Origin of the sequence: Cellvibrio fibrivorans, assembly GCF_031457055.1 — a bacterium.
GTDB classification, from domain to species: Bacteria; Pseudomonadota; Gammaproteobacteria; order Pseudomonadales; family Cellvibrionaceae; genus Cellvibrio; species Cellvibrio fibrivorans.
On the sequence record NZ_JAVDVX010000004.1, the window covers coordinates 280,403 to 305,213 of the forward strand.

General features: G+C 49.0%; 26 protein-coding genes. 13 read left to right on the top strand and 13 right to left on the bottom strand.

Features of this window, described 5'->3' with window-relative positions:
• Window positions 1-4: 4 nt before the first annotated feature.
• The 3 genes from J2X05_RS12505 to J2X05_RS12515 are packed head-to-tail and all read right to left on the bottom strand — an operon-like array spanning window position 5 to window position 2,182.
• Window positions 5-940 carry a hypothetical protein gene (locus tag J2X05_RS12505; protein WP_310072919.1) on the bottom strand — a complete coding sequence of 312 codons (936 nt, stop codon included), beginning with the start codon at window positions 938-940 and terminating at the stop codon, window positions 5-7.
• Window positions 940-1,818, bottom strand: a complete 879-nt coding sequence (locus tag J2X05_RS12510) for an ABC transporter ATP-binding protein (RefSeq protein ID WP_310072921.1) — start codon at window positions 1,816-1,818, stop codon at window positions 940-942. Before J2X05_RS12510 ends, J2X05_RS12505 begins: the two co-directional genes overlap by 1 nt.
• A gap of 1 nt (window position 1,819) precedes the next feature.
• Window positions 1,820-2,182: a GntR family transcriptional regulator gene (locus tag J2X05_RS12515; RefSeq protein WP_331351182.1), complete on the bottom strand. Its 363-nt coding sequence runs from the start codon at window positions 2,180-2,182 to the stop codon at window positions 1,820-1,822.
• Window positions 2,183-2,382: 200 nt separating this feature from the next.
• Between J2X05_RS12515 and J2X05_RS12520 the strand changes: the two genes are divergently transcribed.
• On the top strand, window positions 2,383-3,693 hold the full coding sequence (locus J2X05_RS12520; protein ID WP_310072923.1) for a diguanylate cyclase domain-containing protein: 1,311 nt from the start codon (window positions 2,383-2,385) through the stop codon (window positions 3,691-3,693).
• 31 nt (window positions 3,694-3,724) lie between these two features.
• Here the strand turns inward: J2X05_RS12520 and J2X05_RS12525 are convergent, their stop codons facing one another.
• From J2X05_RS12525 to J2X05_RS12535, 3 genes are all read right to left on the bottom strand, one after another.
• Window positions 3,725-4,126 carry a nuclear transport factor 2 family protein gene (locus tag J2X05_RS12525; RefSeq protein ID WP_310072925.1) on the bottom strand — a complete coding sequence of 134 codons (402 nt, stop codon included), beginning with the start codon at window positions 4,124-4,126 and terminating at the stop codon, window positions 3,725-3,727.
• A 44-nt stretch (window positions 4,127-4,170) separates the two neighbouring features.
• Window positions 4,171-4,950 (bottom strand): GIN domain-containing protein, encoded by a 780-nt coding sequence (locus tag J2X05_RS12530; protein WP_310072927.1) that lies wholly within the window; start codon window positions 4,948-4,950, stop codon window positions 4,171-4,173.
• Between the two features lie 65 nt (window positions 4,951-5,015).
• A complete protein-coding gene (locus J2X05_RS12535) occupies window positions 5,016-5,810 on the bottom strand; it encodes a DUF2884 family protein (protein ID WP_310072929.1) in 795 nt (264 codons plus the stop codon).
• A 249-nt stretch (window positions 5,811-6,059) separates the two neighbouring features.
• Here J2X05_RS12535 and J2X05_RS12540 point away from each other — a divergent pair, with 249 nt between their 5' ends.
• The 4 genes from J2X05_RS12540 (at window position 6,060) to J2X05_RS12555 (ending at window position 12,599) form a co-directional block, all read left to right on the top strand.
• A complete protein-coding gene (locus J2X05_RS12540) occupies window positions 6,060-8,390 on the top strand; it encodes a Tex family protein (protein WP_310072930.1) in 2,331 nt (776 codons plus the stop codon).
• A gap of 66 nt (window positions 8,391-8,456) precedes the next feature.
• Window positions 8,457-8,798: a zinc ribbon domain-containing protein YjdM gene (locus J2X05_RS12545; RefSeq protein WP_310072932.1), complete on the top strand. Its 342-nt coding sequence runs from the start codon at window positions 8,457-8,459 to the stop codon at window positions 8,796-8,798.
• 230 nt (window positions 8,799-9,028) lie between these two features.
• A complete protein-coding gene (locus tag J2X05_RS12550; protein WP_310072934.1) occupies window positions 9,029-11,977 on the top strand; it encodes a DUF748 domain-containing protein in 2,949 nt (982 codons plus the stop codon).
• Between the two features lie 166 nt (window positions 11,978-12,143).
• Window positions 12,144-12,599, top strand: coding sequence for a hypothetical protein (locus tag J2X05_RS12555; RefSeq protein ID WP_310072936.1), 456 nt, complete (start codon window positions 12,144-12,146; stop codon window positions 12,597-12,599).
• Between the two features lie 43 nt (window positions 12,600-12,642).
• On the opposite strand, the gene J2X05_RS12560 is transcribed toward J2X05_RS12555, so the two are convergent.
• From J2X05_RS12560 to J2X05_RS12575, 4 genes are all read right to left on the bottom strand, one after another.
• The gene (locus J2X05_RS12560) at window positions 12,643-13,761 is read right to left on the bottom strand and encodes an outer membrane beta-barrel protein (protein ID WP_310072938.1); all 1,119 of its coding nucleotides are present in this window, start codon (window positions 13,759-13,761) and stop codon (window positions 12,643-12,645) included.
• A 100-nt stretch (window positions 13,762-13,861) separates the two neighbouring features.
• Window positions 13,862-14,626 carry a sulfite exporter TauE/SafE family protein gene (locus J2X05_RS12565; protein WP_310072940.1) on the bottom strand — a complete coding sequence of 255 codons (765 nt, stop codon included), beginning with the start codon at window positions 14,624-14,626 and terminating at the stop codon, window positions 13,862-13,864.
• 121 nt (window positions 14,627-14,747) lie between these two features.
• Window positions 14,748-15,269 (bottom strand): hypothetical protein, encoded by a 522-nt coding sequence (locus J2X05_RS12570; RefSeq protein WP_310072941.1) that lies wholly within the window; start codon window positions 15,267-15,269, stop codon window positions 14,748-14,750.
• Between the two features lie 82 nt (window positions 15,270-15,351).
• Window positions 15,352-15,657, bottom strand: a complete 306-nt coding sequence (locus tag J2X05_RS12575; protein WP_310072944.1) for a hypothetical protein — start codon at window positions 15,655-15,657, stop codon at window positions 15,352-15,354.
• 246 nt (window positions 15,658-15,903) lie between these two features.
• Here J2X05_RS12575 and J2X05_RS12580 point away from each other — a divergent pair, with 246 nt between their 5' ends.
• The 4 genes from J2X05_RS12580 to J2X05_RS12595 all read left to right on the top strand — a co-directional run bounded on the left by J2X05_RS12580 (window position 15,904) and on the right by J2X05_RS12595 (window position 18,267).
• Entirely contained in the window at window positions 15,904-16,386 is a 483-nt protein-coding gene (locus J2X05_RS12580; RefSeq protein ID WP_310072946.1) for a nuclear transport factor 2 family protein, read from the top strand.
• A gap of 19 nt (window positions 16,387-16,405) precedes the next feature.
• Window positions 16,406-16,966, top strand: a complete 561-nt coding sequence (locus J2X05_RS12585; RefSeq protein ID WP_310072947.1) for a glutathione S-transferase family protein — start codon at window positions 16,406-16,408, stop codon at window positions 16,964-16,966.
• 165 nt (window positions 16,967-17,131) lie between these two features.
• The gene (locus J2X05_RS12590) at window positions 17,132-17,503 is read left to right on the top strand and encodes an antitoxin Xre/MbcA/ParS toxin-binding domain-containing protein (protein WP_310072948.1); all 372 of its coding nucleotides are present in this window, start codon (window positions 17,132-17,134) and stop codon (window positions 17,501-17,503) included.
• Window positions 17,504-17,523: 20 nt separating this feature from the next.
• Window positions 17,524-18,267: an RES family NAD+ phosphorylase gene (locus tag J2X05_RS12595; protein WP_310072950.1), complete on the top strand. Its 744-nt coding sequence runs from the start codon at window positions 17,524-17,526 to the stop codon at window positions 18,265-18,267.
• Here J2X05_RS12595 and yegD read toward each other — a convergent pair whose 3' ends face one another.
• From yegD to J2X05_RS12610, 3 genes are all read right to left on the bottom strand, one after another.
• Window positions 18,268-19,635 carry a molecular chaperone gene (gene yegD, locus J2X05_RS12600; RefSeq protein WP_310072952.1) on the bottom strand — a complete coding sequence of 456 codons (1,368 nt, stop codon included), beginning with the start codon at window positions 19,633-19,635 and terminating at the stop codon, window positions 18,268-18,270.
• Between the two features lie 47 nt (window positions 19,636-19,682).
• The gene (locus tag J2X05_RS12605; protein WP_310072954.1) at window positions 19,683-21,173 is read right to left on the bottom strand and encodes a carboxypeptidase M32; all 1,491 of its coding nucleotides are present in this window, start codon (window positions 21,171-21,173) and stop codon (window positions 19,683-19,685) included.
• 66 nt (window positions 21,174-21,239) lie between these two features.
• Window positions 21,240-22,139, bottom strand: a complete 900-nt coding sequence (locus tag J2X05_RS12610) for a LysR family transcriptional regulator (protein WP_310072956.1) — start codon at window positions 22,137-22,139, stop codon at window positions 21,240-21,242.
• A 114-nt stretch (window positions 22,140-22,253) separates the two neighbouring features.
• On the opposite strand from J2X05_RS12610, the gene J2X05_RS12615 reads away from it, so the two are divergent.
• The 4 genes from J2X05_RS12615 to J2X05_RS12630 are packed head-to-tail and all read left to right on the top strand — an operon-like array spanning window position 22,254 to window position 24,611.
• Entirely contained in the window at window positions 22,254-22,793 is a 540-nt protein-coding gene (locus J2X05_RS12615) for a carboxymuconolactone decarboxylase family protein (RefSeq protein WP_310072958.1), read from the top strand.
• A 50-nt stretch (window positions 22,794-22,843) separates the two neighbouring features.
• Window positions 22,844-23,467, top strand: a complete 624-nt coding sequence (locus J2X05_RS12620) for a pyridoxamine 5'-phosphate oxidase family protein (RefSeq protein ID WP_310072960.1) — start codon at window positions 22,844-22,846, stop codon at window positions 23,465-23,467.
• Between the two features lie 29 nt (window positions 23,468-23,496).
• A complete protein-coding gene (locus J2X05_RS12625) occupies window positions 23,497-24,108 on the top strand; it encodes a glutathione S-transferase family protein (RefSeq protein WP_310072962.1) in 612 nt (203 codons plus the stop codon).
• A gap of 32 nt (window positions 24,109-24,140) precedes the next feature.
• Window positions 24,141-24,611: a nuclear transport factor 2 family protein gene (locus J2X05_RS12630; protein WP_310072963.1), complete on the top strand. Its 471-nt coding sequence runs from the start codon at window positions 24,141-24,143 to the stop codon at window positions 24,609-24,611.
• The last annotated feature ends 200 nt before the right edge of the window (window positions 24,612-24,811 follow it).

The window sequence follows — 24,811 nt, forward strand, 5'->3', positions numbered from 1 at the left end:
TCGATTAAATCTCGTAACGGTTATTGCGCAGCCAAATAGTGGCTGCAACCAAAAGCACAGAAATAATTATCGCGATTGAGGAGATTTTTGGATCTACCGCAGACGCCAGATTAATATCCAATATTCTATAGCCCTCAGAGCCCCACAACTTACGAAAAGAGGTGGATGCAAATTGCCAATAGCCGCCTAACAACGCCTTAACTCCTAGACTAATCTCAGCATATTTTTGCAGCAATACATCGGCCAACCATAAGCCTGCCGGAATTGCGATGCTGATAGTGACCGGTGAACGCTTTGCAAATGCAGAGGCAAATAATCCCCAGCAGATAAAAGGCAGTATCAGCAGCACAACTACAAAACTACTGCCTAATATTTTGAAGCTGAGCACTCCCATTTTTAGCGCTGGCCACCACTGTGAAAAATCTTGCCCCATGAATAGTGCAGTTATCATAAACAAAGCAAAACTCAATAAATTGCAGAGCAGGATCAACAGTGGTACAACCAAACACACCATTAATAATTTCGCCATTACATTGGTGGTCTCGCTTACCGGCATGGAGCGCCAAAATAAAATCTCCCGGCTTTTTCTGTCGGCGATTAAGGTGCTATGGACGTAGTTCGCAATAGCCGCCGCAAACATCAACGCAAAAATCCCCCAGGCAACGATTTGATGCAAGCAGGCAATTAATGCCAGTGCGTCAGGCGTATTGAAATCCAAATGTATTTTGCCGGTAGCACGATCAAGTGATGAATAGGATTTAACAGTCAGCGTATCCAGCGTTATAGGCACATTCTCGGGAAAGTGAAGATTCTGTGGACTGACCATTACCCCAATAGAGAGCGCTTCAACCAGAAAAATAAAAATCAGCGGCGCCCATAAAAAACTGACTCGCTGCTCCCAAAATTCACGCTTCATTTGCGCCGCAATAGTTGCGATCATCACACACCTCCCTGGACAAACATTTGTGGTTTTACCTTGGCGACAAATAAATCACTCAGGCTGGGTGTGGCCAAACGCCCCAAGGCTGCCAGCGAATCGCGCTGGTGATGTGCGCCCTCATATAACATACCGAAACCACCGAGCAGATTGCGCACATGAATCGGATTGTGTGCCAGCGCATGCTCCTTGTAGTGCGCATCCACGTGCAACTCCACATAAGTGTTGGCAATCTCGTCCATGCTGCTATTCAGTACTAGCTTGCCTTGATTGATAAAAATCAAATCGGTCAAGATAGCTTCAATTTCTTCGACTTGATGGGTAGTGATCACAATGGTTTTTTGCGCATCGTAATAATCATTCAACAACCGCTCATAAAATTGTTTGCGATAAAGAATATCCAGCCCCAAGGTCGGCTCATCCAGCACCAACAACTTGCTATCAATCGCCATAATCAGTGCCAGATGCAATTGCGTCACCATCCCTTTGGAAAGTTGCTGCACCTTATCGTTTAATTGGATATCCGTATTCGCTAAAAAAACCATGCACTGCGCGCGGCTAAAACGCGGATGCACGACTTCGGTGTAAGCGATTAATTCACGCACCTTGATCCAGCGCGGTAAAGTGGCGGTATCCGCAATAAAGGAAACCTGCTCCAATAATTTCACTCGCTCGCGCTGCGGATTCATTCCCAACACTGTCAATTCGCCTGCTACCGGGGCCAGACCTAAAATCCCTTTTAACAAGCTGGTCTTACCCGCACCATTAGGGCCAATTAAGCCCACAACTTTTCCCGCGTCGATTTGCACATTAATATTATCCAACGCCATTTTTTTACCGTAATGTTTGTGTACCCCCCGGGCACTAATTACCGGACTCATACTATTCCCCTTGCGCGGCTTGCAGCGCGGCGATCAATTCTTTTTTACTTACACCCAATTGCCGCATACGCAGCAAAAGTGCAGGCACCTCGGTAGAGATAAATTTTTCTTTTTCGATGTCATGCAGTTTTTGTTGTGCCCCCTGCACCACATACATACCCATGCCGCGCCGCGCTTCCACCAGCCCCATATCCACTAGCTCCTGATAGGCCTTACTCACGGTAATGTGATTAATTTGATAGTCACTGGCGACCTGCCGCACCGACGGCAATGCGTCACCCTCTTTGAATACACCCGATAAAACCAACGCCACAATTTTTTCGCGCAGCTGTCGATATATGGGCTGATCATCATTCCAATTCATATCTTCTATTCCGGCTTAGCGATTTCATTTCACACACCAACACAGTGTTATACATAACTATAACAGCATAACAATTTTAGACAAGCCCCCTACGCACAAATCGCTAGCAAAGGTTTTACAAGCCCCCTCCGATCTGACTATGCTATGAAGACAACAACGCCAACGCCTTGAGTGATGGCGATTAGAGACGGATATACGCTATGAACTCCCTCACCTTCCCTGCGCTGGGCAAATATATTGACCTGTTAGTCGATGCCGTGTGCGTAGTGGATAAAAACGGGCACTTTCTTTATGTCAGCCCCAGTGCAGAGCAGATTTTTGGCTACACCCAAGCCGAGATGATGGGTAGACAAATGCTGGAGCTGGTGCATCCGGATGACCGCCAGCTCACATTGCAAACTGTGGATAGGATTGTTGCCGGTGAACCCCAGCCACATTTCGAGAATCGCTATATCCGCAAAAATGGCGAGACGGTCCACATTATGTGGTCGGCGCGCTGGTCGGAAGTGGACCAATGCCGCGTGGCGGTTGCACGCGATATCACCCGGCGCAAACAGGCTGAGAGCATTCAGCAGGCCGTTTTTGCGATTGCTGAAGCCTCACACAATACACAGGATCTACATGCCCTCTTCGCGCAAATCCATCGAATTATTAGCGAGTTGTTAGCCGCTGAAAATTTTTCGGTGGCACTGCGCGATAGTAATTCCGCATTAACCAGCTTTCCTTACTCACATGAGCAGGTAGTGCTTTCGTTTAGCAATGACGGGACCGAGATCGCCAATCAATTATTGGCGCAGGTGCTGGATACCAATAAAGCGCAGCTCTACAACGCTTCCTATGAACGGCAGGCGCTGCAAAGTTGGCTGGGCGTTCCACTGAAATCCCATTCGGGGGTATTGGGCGCATTGGTATTAAAAAGTTTTTCACCCGAGCACCATTACAGTGAAAAAAATATGGAGTTATTGCAATTTGTTTCTACGCAAATTGCAGCGGCGGTAGAACGCAAACAGATGATGGCGCGCCTTGAGCACCTCGCACTTTATGATCAATTAACTCGCCTGCCTAATCGCACCTTATTTTATGATCGCATTCACTCTGCGATGGCACGCGCAAAACGCAACCACGGCATTTTTTCACTCTTGTACCTGGATATGGATAAATTCAAAGCCGTGAACGATAACTACGGCCACAATATCGGTGATTTATTATTAGAGCAGGCATCGCGCCGCCTTGAACACTGCGTGCGCGAGTGCGATACCATCGCACGTTTTGGTGGTGATGAATTTGTGATCCTATTGGAAAACATTGAGCGACCCGAACAGAGTACAGCGGTTGCCGAAAAAATTTATGCGGCGCTTAGCCTACCCTTTGCACTTGCCGAACACACCATCACCATTTTACCGAGTATTGGCTTGGCGCATTTTCCGCAGCACGGCGACAACGAGAAAGACCTGTTGCGCCATGCAGACGCGGAAATGTACCGCAAGAAAAACCAGTCATCGTTTACATGATGTTCTTGATTACCAACCGAGGCGTGAGTTTTTACATATCCCGCACAAAACGCACCTCAGTTATCAAACCATCAACAACTTTATAAATCGAGACATAATCCGTTTTTTTATCCGCGTGGATCACTGTCTCATGATTAATCACATAGCTGTCCTTTTCGATTTGCTGATGTATTTTTACGGCAACATTCCCCTCTTTAAACATGGGTTCAAAAATCGATTGTAAATGCGCCTTGCCGCCGGCGAGCTGTTTGTCGGGGTATGTATACACTTGAACAGTCTCAGCATAGGTGGCCAAAAAAGCGTTCAGATTGTGTTGGTTGTAAGCATCCATGCGTTTGTTGACTACTGCCAGTGGCGACAAATCTGCCTCACTTGCACTGATTGACTGAGCAAAAGCAACCATCAACAGAACTCCATACAATATTGGTTTCACAATTACTCTCCTTATTTTATTAAAGCACTTATATCTACAGATGTTTATTCAACTGCATGCGAATTGACATGGCTTGCGCCACTTGCATCGGTCTTCGCTTTGGGGCTGCCGTAGTAATCAACACTTGACGCACCACTGGCATTGGCATCCAGCATTTCCGTCACGGATGCTTCTATGTGTGATGCGCCGCTTGCTTCCAAATGAGCTCTTTTAGCGATGAGATTTTTTGCGCGAAAGTTACTCGCACCGCTCGCGCCTACATCCAACTCCTGGGTATTGCTTGCGGATTGAATTTCGGCGTTTGATGCTCCCGATAAATCATAATCCTGTTCCTGGCTATTGACACTGTTAATACGCACATTGGCGGCACCGGATAATTCCATGCGCAACAGTTTTGCATTTAATTCCGCAAAATTAACATTGCCCGCACCACTGACATTGAGCTGGAATTTTTCACCTTGCAAATCGCCAACTGTGGCGCGCGCGCCGCCAGATATTTCCAAATAGTCCAATTCTTTTACACGCAAGACTATGCGCACAGGGTCATTGCTGTGACCGAACCAATTAAAAAAATTTCCGTCGCTTTTTACCCACACACTCACACGCTTACCGCTTTGATCCACCTTTACTCGCTTCATCACTTCAGCATCAGCTTCAACGCGCAAGTACTCAGTACCATCCTGGCTAATTTCTACCGCCGTATTTCCGCCGGAGACAAATTCAGTAAAGTCTTTTACAGGGTAAGTTTTGGCAATGGTTTCGGCAAATGCCATCGGCGCGACCAATGCAACCATCGCAGTCATTATTAAGGCACGAATAAACATAATCAGCTCCTGTCTTTATACAAAATAATATTGAATACTATTAATCAGCAAACAATTATCACCCATTATATTTTGTGCTGGGCAATGTCGGTTTCCGGCAAACTGATGCGAAGAATATTAAACGACTCAATCGCCGGCACAGCGTGCTTTAACTGCTCTTCCCTTGCATCAACAGCACGTATAGTCTTGCAAAGCTGCTCGCCGCGCGCCTCCATACGCACTGCTTTAGCATTCATCTGCACCTCCATTTGCTCGCCGAATTTATTCATACGCGCTTCAAAGGCGTCCATATCACCACCCGATGCCAACACCTCTTTACCCATTGCAATCATGATGCTGCCAATAGAGTTTTGTACTGAAGTCTCCACAATACGCTCGATCCGGGTTTCAAAATATTTACCTAAAAATTCGGGGGTGTCTTCATTACCGCGATTAAAGGTGATGGGATTACCCGCGCTAAAATAACGGTTCACATCACTTTTTACATTGTTTAACTCTGTAAGTAATTGCGCTGAGACCTGATTCTTTTCGCCGAGCAAACCATCGAAAGTAATAGTGATAGCGTCAATCGCCAGATCAATTCCATCCAGCGCCATGCTGCGTACTTCCGGCACGGCGGCGCGGATACTGGCGGCGTAGCTTGCGACCATCTCTTGTTGCATCTGATTGAGTTTGAGCACACGCCCTTTCACCACCAGATATTGGTCCTCAACAATTTTGTAGGCCTGCTGATCCTCGTTATAGAACTCAATGCTGTTATCAGTGATGCGCACACCCGCATCCAATTCCAGATTGCACGAGTTGTGCGCAGCAGCAGAGCCTGCGGCAAGCAGTAAAACCGAGGCAATAAGTGTTTTCATGTCCAGCTCCTTTCGGTTGTCATACATCGATCAATGGATGTTCAGTGGATGTTAAAAAGCAAGGCTTCTTTCGGTTAACTCACGGCGCGGTTATTGATTGAGACGCAGGCAGTGCCGAATCGGATTCACCCGTTGCAAAATATTCTTTTCCGCTCATAAACACCGGCTAAAAACAAGTCTGGCAGGCGCCCTGAATATGGGGATAATGGTGCCCTTTCCGATCCAAGCCGCAACACGAGCATTTCTTCTATGACCAGCTTACCCAGTATTGCCAAACGCATTGCCGATGAATTAAACGTTCAGGAACAACAAGTTAGCGCCGCCGTCGGGTTGCTTGATGAAGGCGCGACCGTGCCCTTCATCTCCCGCTACCGTAAAGAAGTGACTGGCGGGCTGGACGATACGCAAATGCGTACCTTGGAAGAGCGCCTGCGCTACCTGCGCGAATTGGAAGAGCGCCGTGCGGCGATCCTCAAATCCATCGCCGAACAAGAGAAGCTCACGCCGGAATTGGAGCGCGAGATCCAGATCGCCGATACCAAAAACCGCCTGGAAGACTTGTACCTGCCCTACAAACCCAAGCGCCGCACCAAGGGCCAAATCGCCAAAGAGGCAGGCCTTGAACCACTGGCCGAAGCACTGCTGGCCGACCCGGCGCTCGCACCGGAAGTGGAAGCGGCAAAATACTTCAATGCCGAGCACAGCATTAATGATGTGAAATCCGCGCTCGACGGTGCCAAATACATACTGATGGAAAAATTCAGTGAAGATGCCGAATTGCTTGGCCGCCTGCGCCATTTCTTAACCCAGGAAGCAACCTTTTCTGCGCGTGTTGCCACTGGCAAAGAAACGGATACATCGCAAGAAGTGCAAAAATTCCGCGATTATTTTGAACACGACGAACCGCTTAAATCGGTGCCATCGCATCGCGCACTCGCCATGTTCCGCGGCCGCAACGAAGGCGTGCTGACCATAAGCGTCAAAGTGGGCGATGAAGAAGCACGCGTTGGCCACCCCTGCGAAACCATGATCGCCGAACACTGGCAGGTGCAAGATAAAGGTCGCGCTGCAGATGGCTGGCTCGCTGAAGTGGTGCGCTGGACCTGGCGAGTAAAACTGTTAACGCATTTGGAAACCGATTTGCTCGGCGAGCTGCGCGAAAAAGCGGAAGAAGAAGCGATTAAAGTATTCGCATCCAATTTAAAAGATTTGTTGCTCGCCGCACCCGCCGGGCAAAAAGCCACTATCGGCCTCGACCCAGGCATGCGCACCGGTGTAAAAGTTGCTGTAGTTGATGCGACCGGTAAAGTGCTCGACCATTGCGTGATGTACCCAACTCCGCCGCTGAATAAAATTGCCGAATCAGAAGCGATTCTGGTTCACCTGTGCAACAAACACAATGTCGGTTTGATTGCGATTGGTAACGGCACCGCGTCGCGCGAGACAGAAAAATTTGCTAAAGATGTATTGAAAAAGCACACCGACATTAAAGCCAGCACGGTGATTGTGAGTGAAGCCGGGGCATCGGTTTACTCTGCCTCTGAATTTGCAGCGAAAGAATTTCCGGATTTGGATGTAACGATTCGCGGTGCAATTTCTATCGCACGCCGTTTGCAAGATCCACTCGCTGAATTGGTAAAAATCGATCCAAAATCCATCGGGGTTGGTCAGTACCAACACGACGTTTCGCAATCACAACTGGCGCGCTCGCTCGATGCGGTAGTTGAGGACTGTGTGAACGCGGTGGGTGTGGAAGTGAATACCGCATCGGCGGCGCTGCTTGCGCGTGTATCCGGTCTGAACACGACATTGGCAAATAACATCGTTGAATTCCGCAACCAGAACGGCGCGTTTAATTCGCGTGCCGCATTGAAAAAAGTACCGCGCTTTGGTGAAAAAACCTTTGAACAAGCCGCAGGATTTTTGCGTGTTGCCGGTGGCGAAAATCCACTCGACGCCTCTGCTGTGCATCCGGAATCCTATTCCATTGTTGAAAAAATAGCGCAAAAAAATGCGCGTGAAATTAAAGGTCTGATTGGTGATTCATCCTTCTTGCGCGGTTTAAAAGCGGCAGACTATACCGATGAAAAATTCGGTGTTCCCACCGTCACCGACATCATCAAAGAATTGGATAAACCCGGCCGCGACCCGCGCCCGGAATTTAAAACCGCCCAATTTCAGGAGGGCGTAGAGGAAATTACCGATTTGGTGCCGGGAATGATTTTGGAAGGTACTGTCACTAACGTTACCAACTTCGGCGCGTTTGTGGATATAGGCGTGCATCAGGATGGCTTGGTACATATCTCTGCACTCTCACACAATTTCATTAAAGATCCGCGCGAAGCGGTAAAAGCTGGCGACATAGTCAAAGCCAAAGTGATGGAAGTGGATGTACCGCGCAAACGCATCGCCCTGTCATTGCGTCTGGATGATACACCTGGTGAAAAAGTGGAAGGCAAGAAGGGCGGAGAGCGTCCGCAATCGCAAAACCAACAGCGCGCGGCGCAGAAAAATAATCCTGCTCCAGCGGCAATGGGTAGCATGGGTGCGCTGCTACAGCAAGCATTGAAAAAGAAATAGCTCTCCCACCAATACGCCCCTCCCAAGCCCTGCTTGGGAGGACCACACCAATTTGAAGAAAATTATATGAGCACACTTCCCACTTGCCCCAAATGCAATTCCGAATACACCTATGAAGATGGCGAATTATTTATCTGCCCCGAGTGCGCACACGAATGGCCAAAAGCTGCAGCAGAGGCGGCGGGCGACGATGTATTAATCGTGCGCGATGCCAATGGCAATTTATTAGCCGATGGCGATTTTGTTACGCTGATTAAAGACTTAAAAGTAAAAGGCTCATCTTCGACCTTAAAAGTCGGCACCAAAGTAAAGATCAATCGTCTGGTGGATGGTGATCACGATATCGACTGCAAAATCGACGGCATAGGCGCGATGATGCTGAAATCGGAATTTGTAAAAAAGGTGTGAAGAATCCAGGTTCCGGATAAAAAAGCAGCGAGCAGTTTAACTTGCTGCTTTTTTTTGGCTTATTTTGTATAGCTACAGCACACAAACTGGCAACTCCGCCAACTAGCCGAGGTCATAACAACTACACCTTGTGCTACCTTTAATCACAGCCCTCGCACCCTATCCATCATGGTAAACATTTGAGTTACTGTATTTGAGTTACCGCACTTGAGTCACAACAAGGAGACACAATGAAAGCGTCCGTTGGGGCATTGCTGATGCAACTTTGGCAGCAGCGCGCGGTAACATTACTATTTCGCGTCTACGCAATTTATCTCGTCGTTTGCATACTGGTGGTGTTGCCACTGCTTAATTGGGGCGCGGGTGCTATTTACCAACAACAGATCGGGCGCATACTGCATTACGACCTGATCCATTTTAATCCGTTTACCCTTGCGATAACTGCGCGCAACATCCAAGACAATAACTCCGATGGCAACCCGCTCTGGTCAGCGCGCCGCATCCATATCGACCTGTCGCTGCTTCAAACGATGATTCATTTCGCACCCACGCTGGATGAAGTGGAGCTGGATGGGCTTTGGCTGCATCCGCAAAAGCTGGCCAACCACACCTGGAACTTTGATGATATCCGCCAATATCGCGCCGCCCAAGCAGCTGCAAATCCAACACCTGCGCCCGTTACCGATGAGAGTGAGCTGCCGGCGCTGATCATCAACCACACCCGGGTGACGATAGAGTCACTGCAATTTACCGATAGCACTAGCGCGGAGCCGTTTCACACCAGCCTCGATAATATCCAGTTTGAATTGCAAAACTTTTCCACGCTCGCTGACGAGAACCAGCCGTATCAATTGCAGGCGGCAATGGGAGATGGCGGTGAACTGATCTGGAAGGGTAATTTATCGATCAAGGGCGCACGCAGCCAGGGTGAATTGGCGCTCAACAATATCAACCTGCAACCGGTGTGGAAATATTTTAAATCGCAGCTCAATTTCACCCTGCAAAAGGCGCATCTCAACCTCGAAGGCCAGTATCAATTGCGCTGGAAAAAAGACCTCATCTGGTCGCTGGAACAAGGTCAACTGGTTATGGCAAATAGCAAATTGCGCAGCGGTAAAGCTAGCGCACGCGATGTTGAAATGAGCCTAGGCGAATTGAAACTGAGCGGGATTAGCGCCGCCAGCCAAACCCAACAACTGGCCGTAGCCGATGTGCAGGTCAACGGATTGCAGCTATCCAGCTGGAGCCAAGGAGGGAACACCGGCTTGGCGCGCGCCTTTATCCTCAAAAGTATGGCGGGCGATGCACCGGCGGTTGATGCCAGCAACACACCTTGGGTAGTTATGGTTAACAAATTCGCACTCAATGATGCGGCCGTCGATTGGCGCGCTGGCGATCTGGATCAGCACCTGTTCAAGGCGCGCCAGTTAAACCTGACCGCTGCCAATATCGATACGAGCGGCGCCAGCGCAATGACCATCCAGCTCGCTACCAGTATCGACGAGAGCGCCCAGCTCGACCTCGCAGGAGAATTCAACCTCGCCAGCCGAGACGGCCAATTTGCAACCGAACTGACTGCCCTGCCCGCCGCCATTGCCCAGCCATTACTCACCCCCTATGTGCGCGTCGATATCGTTAACGGGCAATTGCATACCAAGGCCGATGTGCAGGTACGCGATGCGACCCCCACCCAAATTAAGAGCAGCGGCTCCATTACCGATATCAAGCTGCGACCAACCGCTGCGGCACAGGAGCTGCTGACCTGGAGCAGTTTGAAATGGAGCGACGCCCAGTTGGATTTAACCACTCAGCAAGTGGAAGTCCCATTGCTGGAATTAAGCGGATTCGACAGCCGTTTTGTGATCACCAAAGAAGGTAAAACCAATTTGCAGGCGCTCTTTCCCGAACCGCCCAACACTACCGCAACGCCCGATGTCGCTGCGCAAAATGGATCAATCCATTCATCAATCGATTCACTAACCCGTGCCCGTGAACCCGCTGCGCCCTGGCATTTCAACCTGCACAAATTTGTGCTGGATAAAGCCTCGTTCCGCTTCAACGATGAAACCCTCACGCCTAACTTTACGGCAGCCGTGCAAAACTTTAGCGGTACGATGACCGGCCTCTCATCGGATACCAGCAAACCCGCGCTGTTCAAATTCCACGGCGATGTGGACGGCTACGCACCGGTCAACTTGCAGGGCAAAACCCAACCCTTCCTCACCCAACCTTTGCTGGATGCACGGCTCGATTTTGAAAACCTCGACCTTGGCGGCTTTAGCGGTTATTCCAGTACCTACGCTGGCTGGCGCATTGAGCGCGGCCTGCTCACTGCCAACTTGCACTACCGTCTGAACAAAGGCCTGATCCAGGGCGACAACCATATCGAGATGGACCAACTGCAATTGGGTGAACGGGTAGACGACGCAAAAGCGATGGACGTCCCCCTGCGTTTGGCGCTGGCGCTATTAACCGATGAAAACGGTCTCGCCACTTTGGATATAGGTGTGCGCGGCAACCAGAATGACCCGGGGTTTGATATCGGCAAAGTCATCCGCCAAGCGGTGCGCAATTCACTGGTCAAAATTGTGAAATCCCCGTTTACCTTGCTCGCCAAATTGGTTGGCAGTAAAGAGGATCTCGGCTACCTGCCGTTTAATTCCGGCTCATCGCAATTGCTCACCACTGCCACACGCAAACTCAACGCGCTGCAACAAGCGCTGAAAAAACGCCCGGAGCTGCGCATCGAACTGCGTGGAAGCTATGACCAAAATACCGATCTGCGCGGTTTGCGCCTGGCACAGGTCAAGCAGGTTTTACTGGAAGAGCATGGTTTGGAAAATAAAGACATCAAGGCCCAAAACGAGCGCTGGCAAAAAGCGGTGCTGGCGGAGTATCGCAAACTGGGTTTGAAAAGTGATACAGGACTAAACCCGGTACAGGTGCATGAGCAATGGCTGCAAACCGTCGTAATCGCGCCGGAAGCACTGATCCAATTGGCAGCGCAGCGCAGCATCAACGCCAAACAATTTTTGGTGCAACAGCTGAAAGTTGACAACAGCCGCGTATTGATCAATTCCAATCTGGATTGCAGCCAGGCCGACGCCTGTGGCCGCCGCATAGTGAAGCTGGACCTGTCTGATTTGAACCAGACGCTATCAACAGCTACTGACCGCTGAGTATTAATAACCGCAAATCTGATCGGATAGAGCCAGAGCAGCAAGACTCAAGTTTGGCGCATATTTTTGTAATTTGTGACGCAAGTCGGTAGTATCGCCGCCGGAATGTTTTGTGAATAGATAGATTGGTTCGTGCCCATAGGAGAAAAAGGCAATGGAGCAACATGTGAAAATGATGATTGGCGGTGCGGCCTTATTTGTACTGGGAGGTATTTCAGTTTACCTCCTCACCAGCCGGCCTGACGCTGCAATCCCACCCACTTACACACAACCCGCTCAAGCTACACCTGTTGCGGAGGTAGAATCTCCCGCCCCATCCAGCGCCGATGCAGAAACCAGCATTGCCAATGCCGAATCTTTTTACGAGGAGGCTGAAGCACGCCGCGAACAGCAACTTGCAGATAAAGCTGAAGCCGATAGGCTCGCCAAATTAACGGCAATTAAAGAGCGCAGCGTGGAGTGTAAGTTTTGGAAGCAACAGCAAAAAACATCCAGTGCTGCAGCAAAAATAGAAGAGAAAATTATTCAGTACTGCACACTGCAAACCAGCAGTAGCACATCGAGTGATAGCAGCACGCCCAGCAGCACTCCTGAATCAACAACTGCAAGTGCAGGCGCTTAACGGAAATCCACACCGGCACACATCCCTGTGCCGGTAACACAGATTAAAAGCGGTAATTAACGTTAGCTGACACGGCAGTGAAATCCCATGTCTCGTCCTCTTCGTCAACTTCGCCTTTCAAGTCATCGCGCACCAGCAAACGGTATTCAAGCCCAGCACTCAGCTGCTCGGTAATCGATGCGCTCACACCTGCACCCACAGACGCGCCTGAAAAACTGAAGCTTTCTGTTTCGCCCTCAATCAATTCCTCATCATCGTAATACGCGTCTTCCTCAAATTTGAGGCGTACAGATGAAAAGCCAACCAGTCCATACAACTCTATCTGGCTGAAACTGATGCTAGGGCGATAGTAGAGCGACGCATAATTTAATGTCAGGTCAACACCCTCTTCACCGGCGTTGTCGGTGGTCCCCAATCGCATCTCAACGGTGGCCCATGGACTGTGGCTATAACCACCAATTAATTCAACGGCATTCCAGGAAGGTTCACCCCCTCCCTCATCCTCCTCCATTTCTTCGTCATCACCTTCATAACCAGGCTCATCGACTTTCAAATCGATTTTGGCAATTCCGAGTCCCGCATAAAAACCGCGGTCTTGTGGGTTGATATATTGGGAGCTGGAACCAGAGTCAGAGCTTGAGGATCTTCCACCAGAGAATCCAGAGAAACGATAATCCAAGCTGGCAGTGAAAGCATTAAGGTTTACATGCTCATCGCTATCATCCACGACCACACGGTACTCAAGATTAAAATTGAAGTTTCTGCTCACAGGAAAACCAACACCTGCGCCATAAGAAGGCCCAGCCAAAGACAGATCACTGCCCGTTTTGGCTTTAATATTTGCCCCGGCGAAGCCTAATAACAGATAGGTTTTGGCGGTGTCATTTGCACTTTCAGTACGATAGTAAAGCCCACCGTATAAAAGCTCGGGCGAACCGCCCACACCAATTCGAGACTCGACCCCAACAAAAGGGTTGTGTTTGTAACCACCAGAAAGTTCCAATGCAGTCCAGTCCGGCTTTTCACTTATAGATGCATGTGCCTTGCCTGAATAATCAATTTGGCTTACACCAATACCCGCATAAAAGCCGGCAGGCTCAGTATTAACCGCTAAAGCAGTAACAGGTAAGGTTAGCAACCCGGCCGTTATTATCACTCGCATATTCCATTTTCCTTCTTAATTCAGTTGTTTTTTTGCTCTAACCACACTCACTCGCGGGCGAATCATACCCAATTCATCAATAAATACCAGCCAGAGCAATTTATCCCCATAATCCCCATGCGCCCTCGTAGGTCAACTTGATCCCCGCCAACAATAAAAACCCATAACTGATCCAATAAAAAATACGGTCAGATACGCGATGATGTAAATAAACACCGAGCCAGACACCAAAAGGAGCAAGTGGTAACAACGCAAGCGATGTGAAAAATGACCCTCCACTGATCTGACCGAGCCAGACATAAGGAATCAGTTTTATAAAATTGATGATGGCAAAAAATAAAATCGTAGTGCCCGCCAATACGGATTTGGATAAATGTTGCGGCAATAAATAGATCGCAATTGGCGGTCCGCCCGCATGTGCAATGTAACTGACATAACCGGCAATGCTGCCCCAAAAACTGCCTGCGATTTTGTTGGGCCGCCGCTGCTCCAACCGTTCTAAAAAATGTTTACCCCATAAATAATGCGCAACAAAATAAATCGATAAAAGACCTATTATCACGCGCACCCAATCAGCATTGGTCATTTCAAATGTCAACGCCCCTGCAATAGTACCCAGCAATGCACCGGGTAATAAAATTTTTAGGTTGAGCTTGTCCCAGGTGCCGCGAAAGCTCCACAGGCTGAACGCATCCATACTGCACAAAATCGGCAATAAAATCGCAGCAGCAAGACGGGGATCGATCATCAGCGATAGCAGCGGTACGGCGAGCGTGCCAAAGCCGCCGCCAAAACCACCTTTGGACATGCCGACTAAAACCACTACGGGAATGGCGAGCAGGTAAAACGAGAGATCACTGATCATAGGAAGGGCTGCGCAAGCTGATTGACTAAAGACCTTGGCAGCATGATGAAATTAAGCAGATTTATCCAGCGCTTCCCTGCGTCTGAACAAAAATTTATTGGCACACAATTATCTCTTCATTCTATTCGAGAGTGACGGGATAGTAGTCAAATTCGCAATAGCCGGAATTGGAATCGCAGACTTCGATAAACATGTACACTTTTTGCGGAATTTGATCAATCAGCGGATAAATATCTGTCTCATGCACAAATCCATCGCAGGACATATAAAAATCATTTGCATATTCACATACCCAATTGCCCGATTGATCGCAAGCGCGCCCCGCTCCGCACCGCTGCGAATGAATTAACAAACTGCCATTAATAGACGCCCTATCGTTAATTCTTAAAGATACCTGATAGTCTTCCAAGCTATTCACATCCCAAAAAATTTTGTAGCGTCCATCATTAATGAAAGGATTAAATGCGAGCGCCGGATGCTGAGGAGTAGCCGTGTCTGTGTTGTAGCTATCGACAATATCGTAAGCATACAATTCAGGAACATAGTCTTCATGGGGATCATCAACCGCAACAGTGTCACTGCCACAGCCGGACAAGAAAACAGAAAAGGAAAATAAAATTGCAGCGGGCAGGATTTTTATCATGGCACAGCTCCGTAGAAGTATACGATGTTAATGCTAGAGCTGAACCACTGAATCCCGCCTGAACAATTTAGGCCACAAAAAATTAATGCCGTAAGTGCAGTTGTGGTTTTAGATTTACCGAGCCATCTTCCTCCAGCTGTGCATGCTGGGTTGATTCCGAATTAGCGACCATCACTATCGGCTGCATAAACAATGGCCGACGCACAAACCACAGATGCCAGCCAAAACTCTCCAGGCTATGTAAAGCGAGCAACTGGGATTCATTAAGATAGCGTCCGAGATCGATAGGGACTGCTTTCTGGACACCACGCCGATTGTCAACAACGTGCTGTAAACGCTCGGCGAGAGTGGATTTGAAGGGTGATTTTGATGTTCCAGGTTCCGGCATGTTGCAACTCCCTTAACCAATTAACTAACCCTGTAGCAATTTTCATAGTGACGCGTGATAGGATTCACACTAAGTGTCGCGAGAATAATCAATATTGTCAAAAACCGTGTTGGAATATCCAGATGGGCTATCAGCATGCTTTTACATAATTGATATGCACAAATCACCCCGCTAACCGCTAGAATCAGCCCCATTATAAGAACGTTAACTCGGTCGCTTCACTCACACCAGAACAGGGTTTACTCCATGATCCACGCTTACTTAAACCACCCGGTTATCAAAAAACTTATATTCATCACCAGCCTTTGCATAAGCACCACAGCAATAACCAACAGCGCGATGGCAGATAGCTCCGAAACGGAACTACTTACAAACAAAGTCGAGCAGTTACGTCTGGCCATGGTTGACGGTGACGGTAAAGCCCTGCGCGCATTGTCTGCACCACAACTCAGCTATGGTCACTCAAGCGGCAATATAGAAGACCAAGCAGCATTTGTTGAAAAAATTGCCAGCGGCAAATCCGATTTCGTCACCATGGAATTGACGGACCAAACCATCAGCATTTCAGGTGATGTTGCGCTGGTGCGCCACAACCTGAATGCGGATATTAAAGATGGTGGTGTACCCAACACCATTCATTTGGGTGTATTACTGGTGTGGCAAAAACAAGCAGGCGATTGGAAACTACTCGCGCGCCAAGCATTTAAATATCCACCTAAAGCCCAATAAATAATCCAGAGAAAATGCTATGAAACTTTACGGCAGCTACACATCGCCTTTTGTTCGCCATGTGCGAGTGGTGTTATTGGAAACAGCGCAGCCTTGTGAATTTATCGAGACCGACCAAGCAGGCAGCACGGCAAAGTCACCCACGCAACGGGTTCCTTTTCTTGAGGATGGCGATGTGTTTTTAACTGACTCTGCATCGATCACCAAATACCTGCGCGAAAAAGCCGGGCAAGATTATTGTAAAAGCGCAAAAGAGTTGGATGATGTGTGTTTGGTCAATACACTTATGGATGCAACGGTAAATTTATTTTTTATCAAACGCGACGGCGTGGATGTAACTGCCGTACCTTACCTGCAACGCCAGGCAGCACGCATCCAGTCAACACTTGCAGAATTAAACCAGCAACAATGGCCGGCCAGTGCACCTTACAACGATGCCCAAATACGACTCGCCTGCTTTATCGGCTGGGCGAAATTTCGCAACCAAATTGATTTCTCCAGCTATAACAATTTGGAAAAATTTTATTCGGGCGCCCTTAACTATCCTCACTTTATAGCAACACAACCGCCGCAAGGTTAAGACAACCCTGACATCTTCACTTGTATGTCATACCCGCGAGCGCGGGTATGCATAGTACTAAAACACCAACCGTGATACCCCTTTTCTTAGCTGTTCAAAAAACACCCTTGCATTTCACATGACACTCAATATAATCAATAGTGTCACTTGATACGAGCGCATTCCATGCACAGCAAAGCGGTTTCCATCTCAGACCTCAACCTTGTTGGCGACAGCGTCATTAGCGCCGCTGACGCCTTGGGACTTGCCCGCGAGCAGCTAGCCGAGGCGATTGGGGTCTCAGTGTCCACAGTTGCACGTATGAAAAATGGCTCATCACCCGTACCGGAGCAGAAGCCGTTTGAAATGGCGCTGCTGCTAATTCGCGTCTATCGCTCACTGTTTTCGATCCTCGGTGGCAATAGCGAGGCAATGAAGCATTGGATGAGCACTCCCAATCATCATTTAGGTGAAGAAGCACCCGCTGAACTTATCCGTAAAGCCGATGGGCTGACACGTGTGCTTTGGTATCTCGATGCCATGCGCGGGCGCATTTAAACCCCAAGCTAAGGATTGCAATGAAGGATCTGGCTGGATTGCTCGCGCCACATGTTATCGGCAGCTGCTGGCGCGTGGTTGAAACGCAGGAGACAGCGGCGACCATGGCGATCACCCACTCCGCTGCCGAGCAGAGCCGCCTGGAAGAATTATTGGATTCATCCAAACCCAAAATCCCGGCCGATTGCACAGGTCTTTCCTATCTGTTGATGACCCCTTTCCGCTATCCGCCACTGCGCTACGGCTCACGTTTTGGCACCACTTGGGAGCGCGGCATTTTTTACGGGTCGTGCGAATTAAAAACCGCCTTTGCGGAAACTGCTGTTTATTTTTGGCTATTCCAGCAAGGCCCCAAAACGCTTGGCCCGCTCGCACAAATCCGCGATCAGCGCACCGCTTTTTCAGTCAAGTTAATTAGCCAAAAGGCACTGGATTTACACAGCGATGCATTCGCATTGTCACGCGCTAACATTAACCGCCCCGACTCCTGGGAGTTCACCCAACAACTCGGTAAACAACTGCGCGAACAGGGCACTGAATTTATTATTTATCCTTCAGCGCGGCTTGCAGGTGGAAAAAATATCGCGATATTTTCCCCGCTCGCCTTTGCCGAAAAAGAACCCGCGCAACAACAGCTGTGGCACGTGCGCTTCACTACGGATTCCTGTGTATTTGTGCGCGCGGGCATTAGCGATGGATTTGAATTTTATCGCCAGGATTTTTCAGTGGATGGCAAAATTCCGCATCCATCACTATTGGGTTAGTTATCCAAACACCCGCTTCGCCCAAACCCCCAAACCCGCCGCCACACTGCCAAAGTGATCGCCATCGACAATCGCGATTTCATCGCCGAATAATTCGCGGATCAGGTTGCGGATTAACGGCGATTTAGCGCTGCCGCCGGTGATGTAGACGACATGCGGTTTTATACCCGCCTGTAGGGTTGCCTCACTGATTAACGCGGCAATTTTTTGCAGGAGTTGTGCACTGGCTTCAGCGTAATCGCCTGCACTGCATTCAGGCGCTAAAGTTGGTTCAATAAAATCCAATGGGAAACGATGCCGTGCTTGTGATGAGAGCGCGATTTTCCCCAGTTCCGCTTCACGCACTACAGCAAAATTATGTCTGCCTTCGCGCATTTTTATAAAGCGCTCCAGCAATTCCAGCTCATTGGTTTCACGCGTTAATCGCTCTAGCAAAAAACCAGTTTTGGCATCGTAAAATTCGGTTTGTGCACCTATATCATTAATTGCCATCGCATTGACAAAGGGCATCAAGGGCATAGGCAAGCCGGTTTTTAATGGCGATAACATACCGAAATGCGGCATCAGTATTTTTTGTGCGAGCTGGATATCAAAATCATTGCCACCGATACGCTCACCAGTATGACCTAAAAAATCCTGCGCACGATCCAATTGCTGAATATGTTGCGGCCCCATCAACACCATGGAGCAGTCGGTAGTACCACCGCCTACATCCACTACTAACACGGTTTTGTTTTCAGTCAGACGCGTTTCAAAATCAAAGCCGGCCGCGAGCGGTTCAAACAAAAATTCGATATCGGTGAAGCCGACACGCTTGCCCGCCGCTGCCAAAATAGTTTGCGCCTGCTGGTTGCTCTCTAGTGCATTAATACCTTGGAAATTTACTGGGCGTCCAATTACCACCTGGGTGATATCTGCTTGCAAATGCTGTTCAGCACGATTTTTAATATTGAGCATCATAGCCGCAACAACATCTTCAAAAAAATCGACCGACTGCTGGCGCAAGCCGCTTGCGCCTAAAAAAGATTTTGGCGATTTAATAAAATAGCCTTCCCCGGGTGCGCTGATGTAATGCGCGATTGCCTCACTACCAAAAAAAATACCCTCGTCTACCTGATCGAGATCATGTTCGATTTTCCCCGCACGCGCCTGACTCAACAGTGCCGCACGCTTCTGGGCATAGCTGCGCTTGTCGCTCTCATCCGTCAACTGCGCTGCAATAAGCTCTGCGATAAATGAGCGCTCCAGCGCATAAAGTGTCGAAGGCACAAATGCATCGCCACCATAGAGTGGAATTAATTGCGCCGTGCCATTCTCAATAAATGACATAGCACAATTGGATGTACCGTAATCAAAGCCAACAAACATAAATCAATTCCAACAACTGCAGAGATAAAAATAATATTCAGCACAACCTATTCTGCCGATAAATAACGGCGTTCAAGATGGGCTTTAAAATAACGTGCATTCAGTGGTTCACCGGTAGCGGCAGTCATCAACTCATCAGTCGATAACAAACTTCCCTTGGCCCAAATATTATCCTTGAGCCACTGGAACAATTCACTCAAATTACCCGCAGCGATTTTTTCCCGCAGCTGCGGAATAGCGCGATCTGCCGCAGCAAATTCTTGCGCAGCATACATTGCGCCCAATGTGTAGGATGGAAAATAACCGAAAGAGCCACCTGCCCAATGGATATCCTGCATACAACCGTTGCGATAATTGCCTTCAGTTGATAACCCCAAATAAGCCTGCATTTTTTCATTCCAGAGTGCTGGAATATCATCAATTTCAATATCGCCTTCAATCAATGCACGCTCAATTTCGTAGCGCAAAATAACATGCGCAGGATACGTCAGCTCGTCGGCATCCACCCGGATAAAATCGCGTTTCATTCGTGTATTGACCGCATAGAGATTAGCTTCAGTAAACGCGACGTCCTGCTCGCGCCCGAGCAGTTTTGCAGCCATGGGCACTAACAATTTGGTGAATTCTGGCGAGCGCGCCAATTGCATTTCAAAAAATAAACTTTGCGATTCATGCACACCCATTGAGCGCGCCTCACCCACCGGTAAACCCGCCCACTGCGTTGGCAAATTTTGTTCGTAACGCGCGTGACCGGTTTCGTGGATCACACCAAACAGCGCTTTCATAAAATCGCTTTCATCGTAGCGCGTGGTAATACGCACATCGGTAGGCACACCGCCGCAAAATGGATGCGCGCTCACATCCAAACGGCCGTGGGTAAAATCAAAACCAAGCAATTGCATGACCGCCATACCCAATTCTTTTTGCTGCGCAATCGCAAAAGGCCCCTGCGGCATTATGAACGTTTTGCGCGCTTGAATATCCGCTGCGCGCTGGATAAATTCCGGCAGCCAGGTTTTGACCTCACCGAACAATACATCCAATTTTTCACAGTTCATGCCCGGCTCATAAAGATCCAGCATCGCATCGTAGCGGCTCAGCGATGTGCCCGCCGCACGAATTTTCGCCTCTTCACGCGCTAATTCCACTACTTTGGCCAAATTGGTTTTAAAACCTTGCCAATCATTATTTTTGCGCTGTTCGCGCCATGCATGTTCGCAAGTCGAATTAGCGAGCGATTGCGCCATCACCAAGTCTTCCGGCAATTGATTTGCCTGTTGCCAGCGGCGTTTGATCGCAGTGAGGCTCACTGTTTGTTGTGCATCCAGCGTTTCCGTTTCTGCAGCCGCAATCCAGTCCACCAATTGCGGTGCAGTGGTGAGCTGATGAATTAATACCGACAATTCCGCCATAGCCGCACCGCGTGCGTCATTGCCGCCGTCGGGCATCACCGCGGCCTGATCCCAGGAGCAAATTGCATCCAAATGATTGAAGTGCGAAATTTTTAAAAAATGTTGGTGTAACTGTTGGTATGACATAGAAACTCTCATCCAGATAATAATGTGCAAGTGCAAAATACACACTGCAATTTAATCGCCATTAGATCAATTCAGCGATTTATTTGCACGCAATCGTTCGGCCATCAAATCAATAAAGCTGCGAATTTTTGTCGCGGCATAACGGCCTTCGCGATGCAAAATATGAATCGGCACCGGTGCTGGCTCAAATTCACTCAACACAATTTTCAACTTGCCGGATTCCAACTCAGGTGCAACCTGATATGACATTACGCGGGTAATACCCAAACCGCGCGCCGCCGCTTCAATCGCAGAATCATTGCTGGTCACACTTAAACGCGGCTTGATCCGCACAGTGAATGGCTTGTCATCCTGCATAAAACGCCACTCGATATTTGTACCCAGATTGGTCGCCACGATAATGGGGTGATTGGTTAGCGCCTCCGGATTGGCGGGCAAACCATTGCGGGCAAGGTAATCCGGTGAGGCACAGAGCACCCGGCGCACACTGCCGACACGCAGCGCTTTAAAACTGGAATCGCCCAGCTCGCCAATGCGCAGCGCAACATCCACGCCCTCTTCCAATAAATTCACCACGCGATCCACAAATAGTGCCGACACTTCAGTCGCCGGAAAACGCTGCAAATAATCCACTATGCCCGGCATCACATAGATGCGCCCGAACAGCACCGGTGCGGTCACCGTCAAATGCCCGCGCGGCTCAGTGTTGATACCGATGGCAGCCTCATCTGCTTCATCCGCCGCCACAAGCACGCGCCGCGCGTCTTCCAGGTAGCGCTGCCCGGCGTCGGTGACGCGCACATAACGCGTGGTGCGATTCAGTAGCCTAACCCCGAGGCGCGCCTCCAGATCGGCCACCGCGCGCGTGGCAACTGGCGGCGATATGCCCAAACGCCGCGCCGCCGCTGCAAATCCTTCGGATTCAGCGACCGCAACATAAATCTGCATTTCGGTGAGTCTATCCATGGATTATTCCAGTTTTGAAAACAATCAATTAATAAACGTGAGTATTCTTCACATTGATGGCAATTGGCAATATGGGTTCCACAGATTTATTAGTCACTTTACGAGGAACGCACCATGAGCCGTATCAACACCGTTACCAACCAAACCGCCTCTGCCGAACAGGCCGCGCTGTTTGGCGCTGTCGAGCAGCAAATCGGCAGAGTGCCCAATTTCCTGCGCGTATTTGCCAACTCTCCTGCTGCCTTGCGCGCCTTTCTTGGCCTGTACGGAATTGCCAATGAAGGCAGTTTGAATGCACAAACCCGCGAGCGAATCGCACTCGCATTAGCGCAACAAAACGCCTGCGAATATTGTTTATCGGCGCACACCGCGATTGGTAAAAATGCAGGATTAAACGGCGCCGAGATTGAAGCTAATCGCAACGGCACCAGTCAGGATGCCAAAGCAGCCGTAGCCGTAAAACTGGCGCGCTCGCTGGTCGAGCACAAGGGCGACATCACCACCGCTGAAATAATTGAAGCGCGCAATGCAGGCTATTCCGATGCAGAGATAGTAGAAATAATTACCCAAGTTGGCATGAATTTACTGACCAATATTTTGGGCAAAGCCAGCCGTGTGGAAATTGACTTCCCCAAAATTGCACTGAATGACTAAACGCAAATCGATGCTGTTGAACATCCGAGTTATCAACGGAGGAGCTAATTATGTCGCGCGCATTTTCTGATATCACCTTCACACCAAGCGTTAAAGCCACACAGGAACAATACGGCACCCGCGAAGGCAATCGCAATTTTGAATTGGCGGATGATCCACGCAATGAATTAACAGAAACTGAAATTCAATTTATTCAGGCGCGCGACAGTTTTTATCAGGCGACAGTAGCGGAAAATGGCTGGCCGTATGTGCAACATCGCGGTGGCCCGATTGGCTTTTTAAAAGTGCTGGATGCGCGCACCATTGGTTTTGCCGATTTTCGCGGCAATCGCCAATACCTGAGCGTGGGCAATATTAATGCAGATGATCGCATCAGTATGATACTTATGGATTATCCACGGCGCCGCCGGTTAAAGCTTTGGGGCCGCGCGCGTATTGTACATGAGAGCGAACAACCGGAGATTATTGCTGCGCTGGAAGATCCCACTTATCGCGCTCGCATCGAGCGGGCGATTGTAATCACCATCGAAGCGTTTGATTGGAATTGTCCACAGCACATTACGCCGCGTTTTAGCGAAGATGAAATACGCGCGTATGTGGAACCCATCATTGCCGAGAATGAAAATTTAAAAGCACAATTGCAAATATTGCTAAAAAACCAACCAACCGATTAATCAGTCACTGAAAAAAGGAAAGACAACCCATGCTGACACTTTATGAATTTGGCCTATCCGGCAACTGCCACAAGGTTCGCCTGTTGCTATCGCTATTGGGTTTGCAATACCAAAGCAAGTTGCTGAACAGTGCTGCACGCGAACACAAACGTGACGATTTTTTACGTTTGAATCCTTTTGGACAAACGCCAGTTTTAACCGATGGCGATACGGTTGTGCGCGATAGCCAAGCAATTTTAGCGTACCTCGCGCGCACTTATGGTGCTGATGACTGGTTTCCACAAGATCCAGCGAAGGCAGCCGAAGTGATGAGCTGGCTTTCAACCGCTGCCAATGAAGTAGCGCGCGGCCCCAATGCAATGCGCCTGCATCACAAATTTGGCCGCGCCATAAATATGGACGAAGCCACGCAAATTACCGCTCAACTATTATCGGTATTAAATTTGCATTTACGCTCACATCAGTGGCTCGCCAATAACACACTGACGATTGCCGATATTGCGGTCTATCCCTATATCGCATTGGTCAATGAAGGCAAGTTTGATATTGCACCTTATGTGTATGTGCAAAGCTGGATGAAGCGAATAGAACAGTTGGCCGGATATGTCAGCATGCCCGGCATCCAACATTTTGCAGAATAGTCGTTTTAATTTTCTTGTAGAGGTAATTACGCATGACTGAATCACGCCCACCATTACCACCCTTCACCCGCGCCACTGCCATCCAGAAAGTGCGCGCCGCCGAAGATGGCTGGAACAATCGCGATCCGCACAAAGTATCACTCGCTTACACAGTTGACAGCCAATGGCGCAATCGCCATGAATTCCCTAAAGGCCGTGCGGAGATTGTGGAATTTTTAACGCGCAAATGGACGAAAGAAAAAGAATATCGATTAATTAAAGAGCTGTGGGCTTACGAAGGTAACCGCATTGCCGTGCGCTTTGCCTACGAATGGCACGACGATGCAGGCCAGTGGTTTCGCTCCTACGGAAATGAAAATTGGGAATTTGATGAAAACGGCTTGATGCAAAAACGTTACGCAAGCATTAACGATTTACCTATTGCAGAAAGCGAGCGGAAATTTCATTGGCCGCAAGGCCGCCGCCCCGATGATCACCCAGGCTTGAGTGATTTAGGGTTGTAATATTCTTTAAATTAAACCATGAAAAATGCCGCAACATATGCGCAATGCTGTTTACTTAAGATTATTTTCAGCTTTGTTTAGTCGTCATCCTCGCGAAAGCGGGGATCCATAAACCGCGATTGTTATCGTAAAGCTGGACTCCCGCGTTCGCGAGAGTGACGACAAATCCTTAAGTGAACAGCATTACGCAACATGTGCGG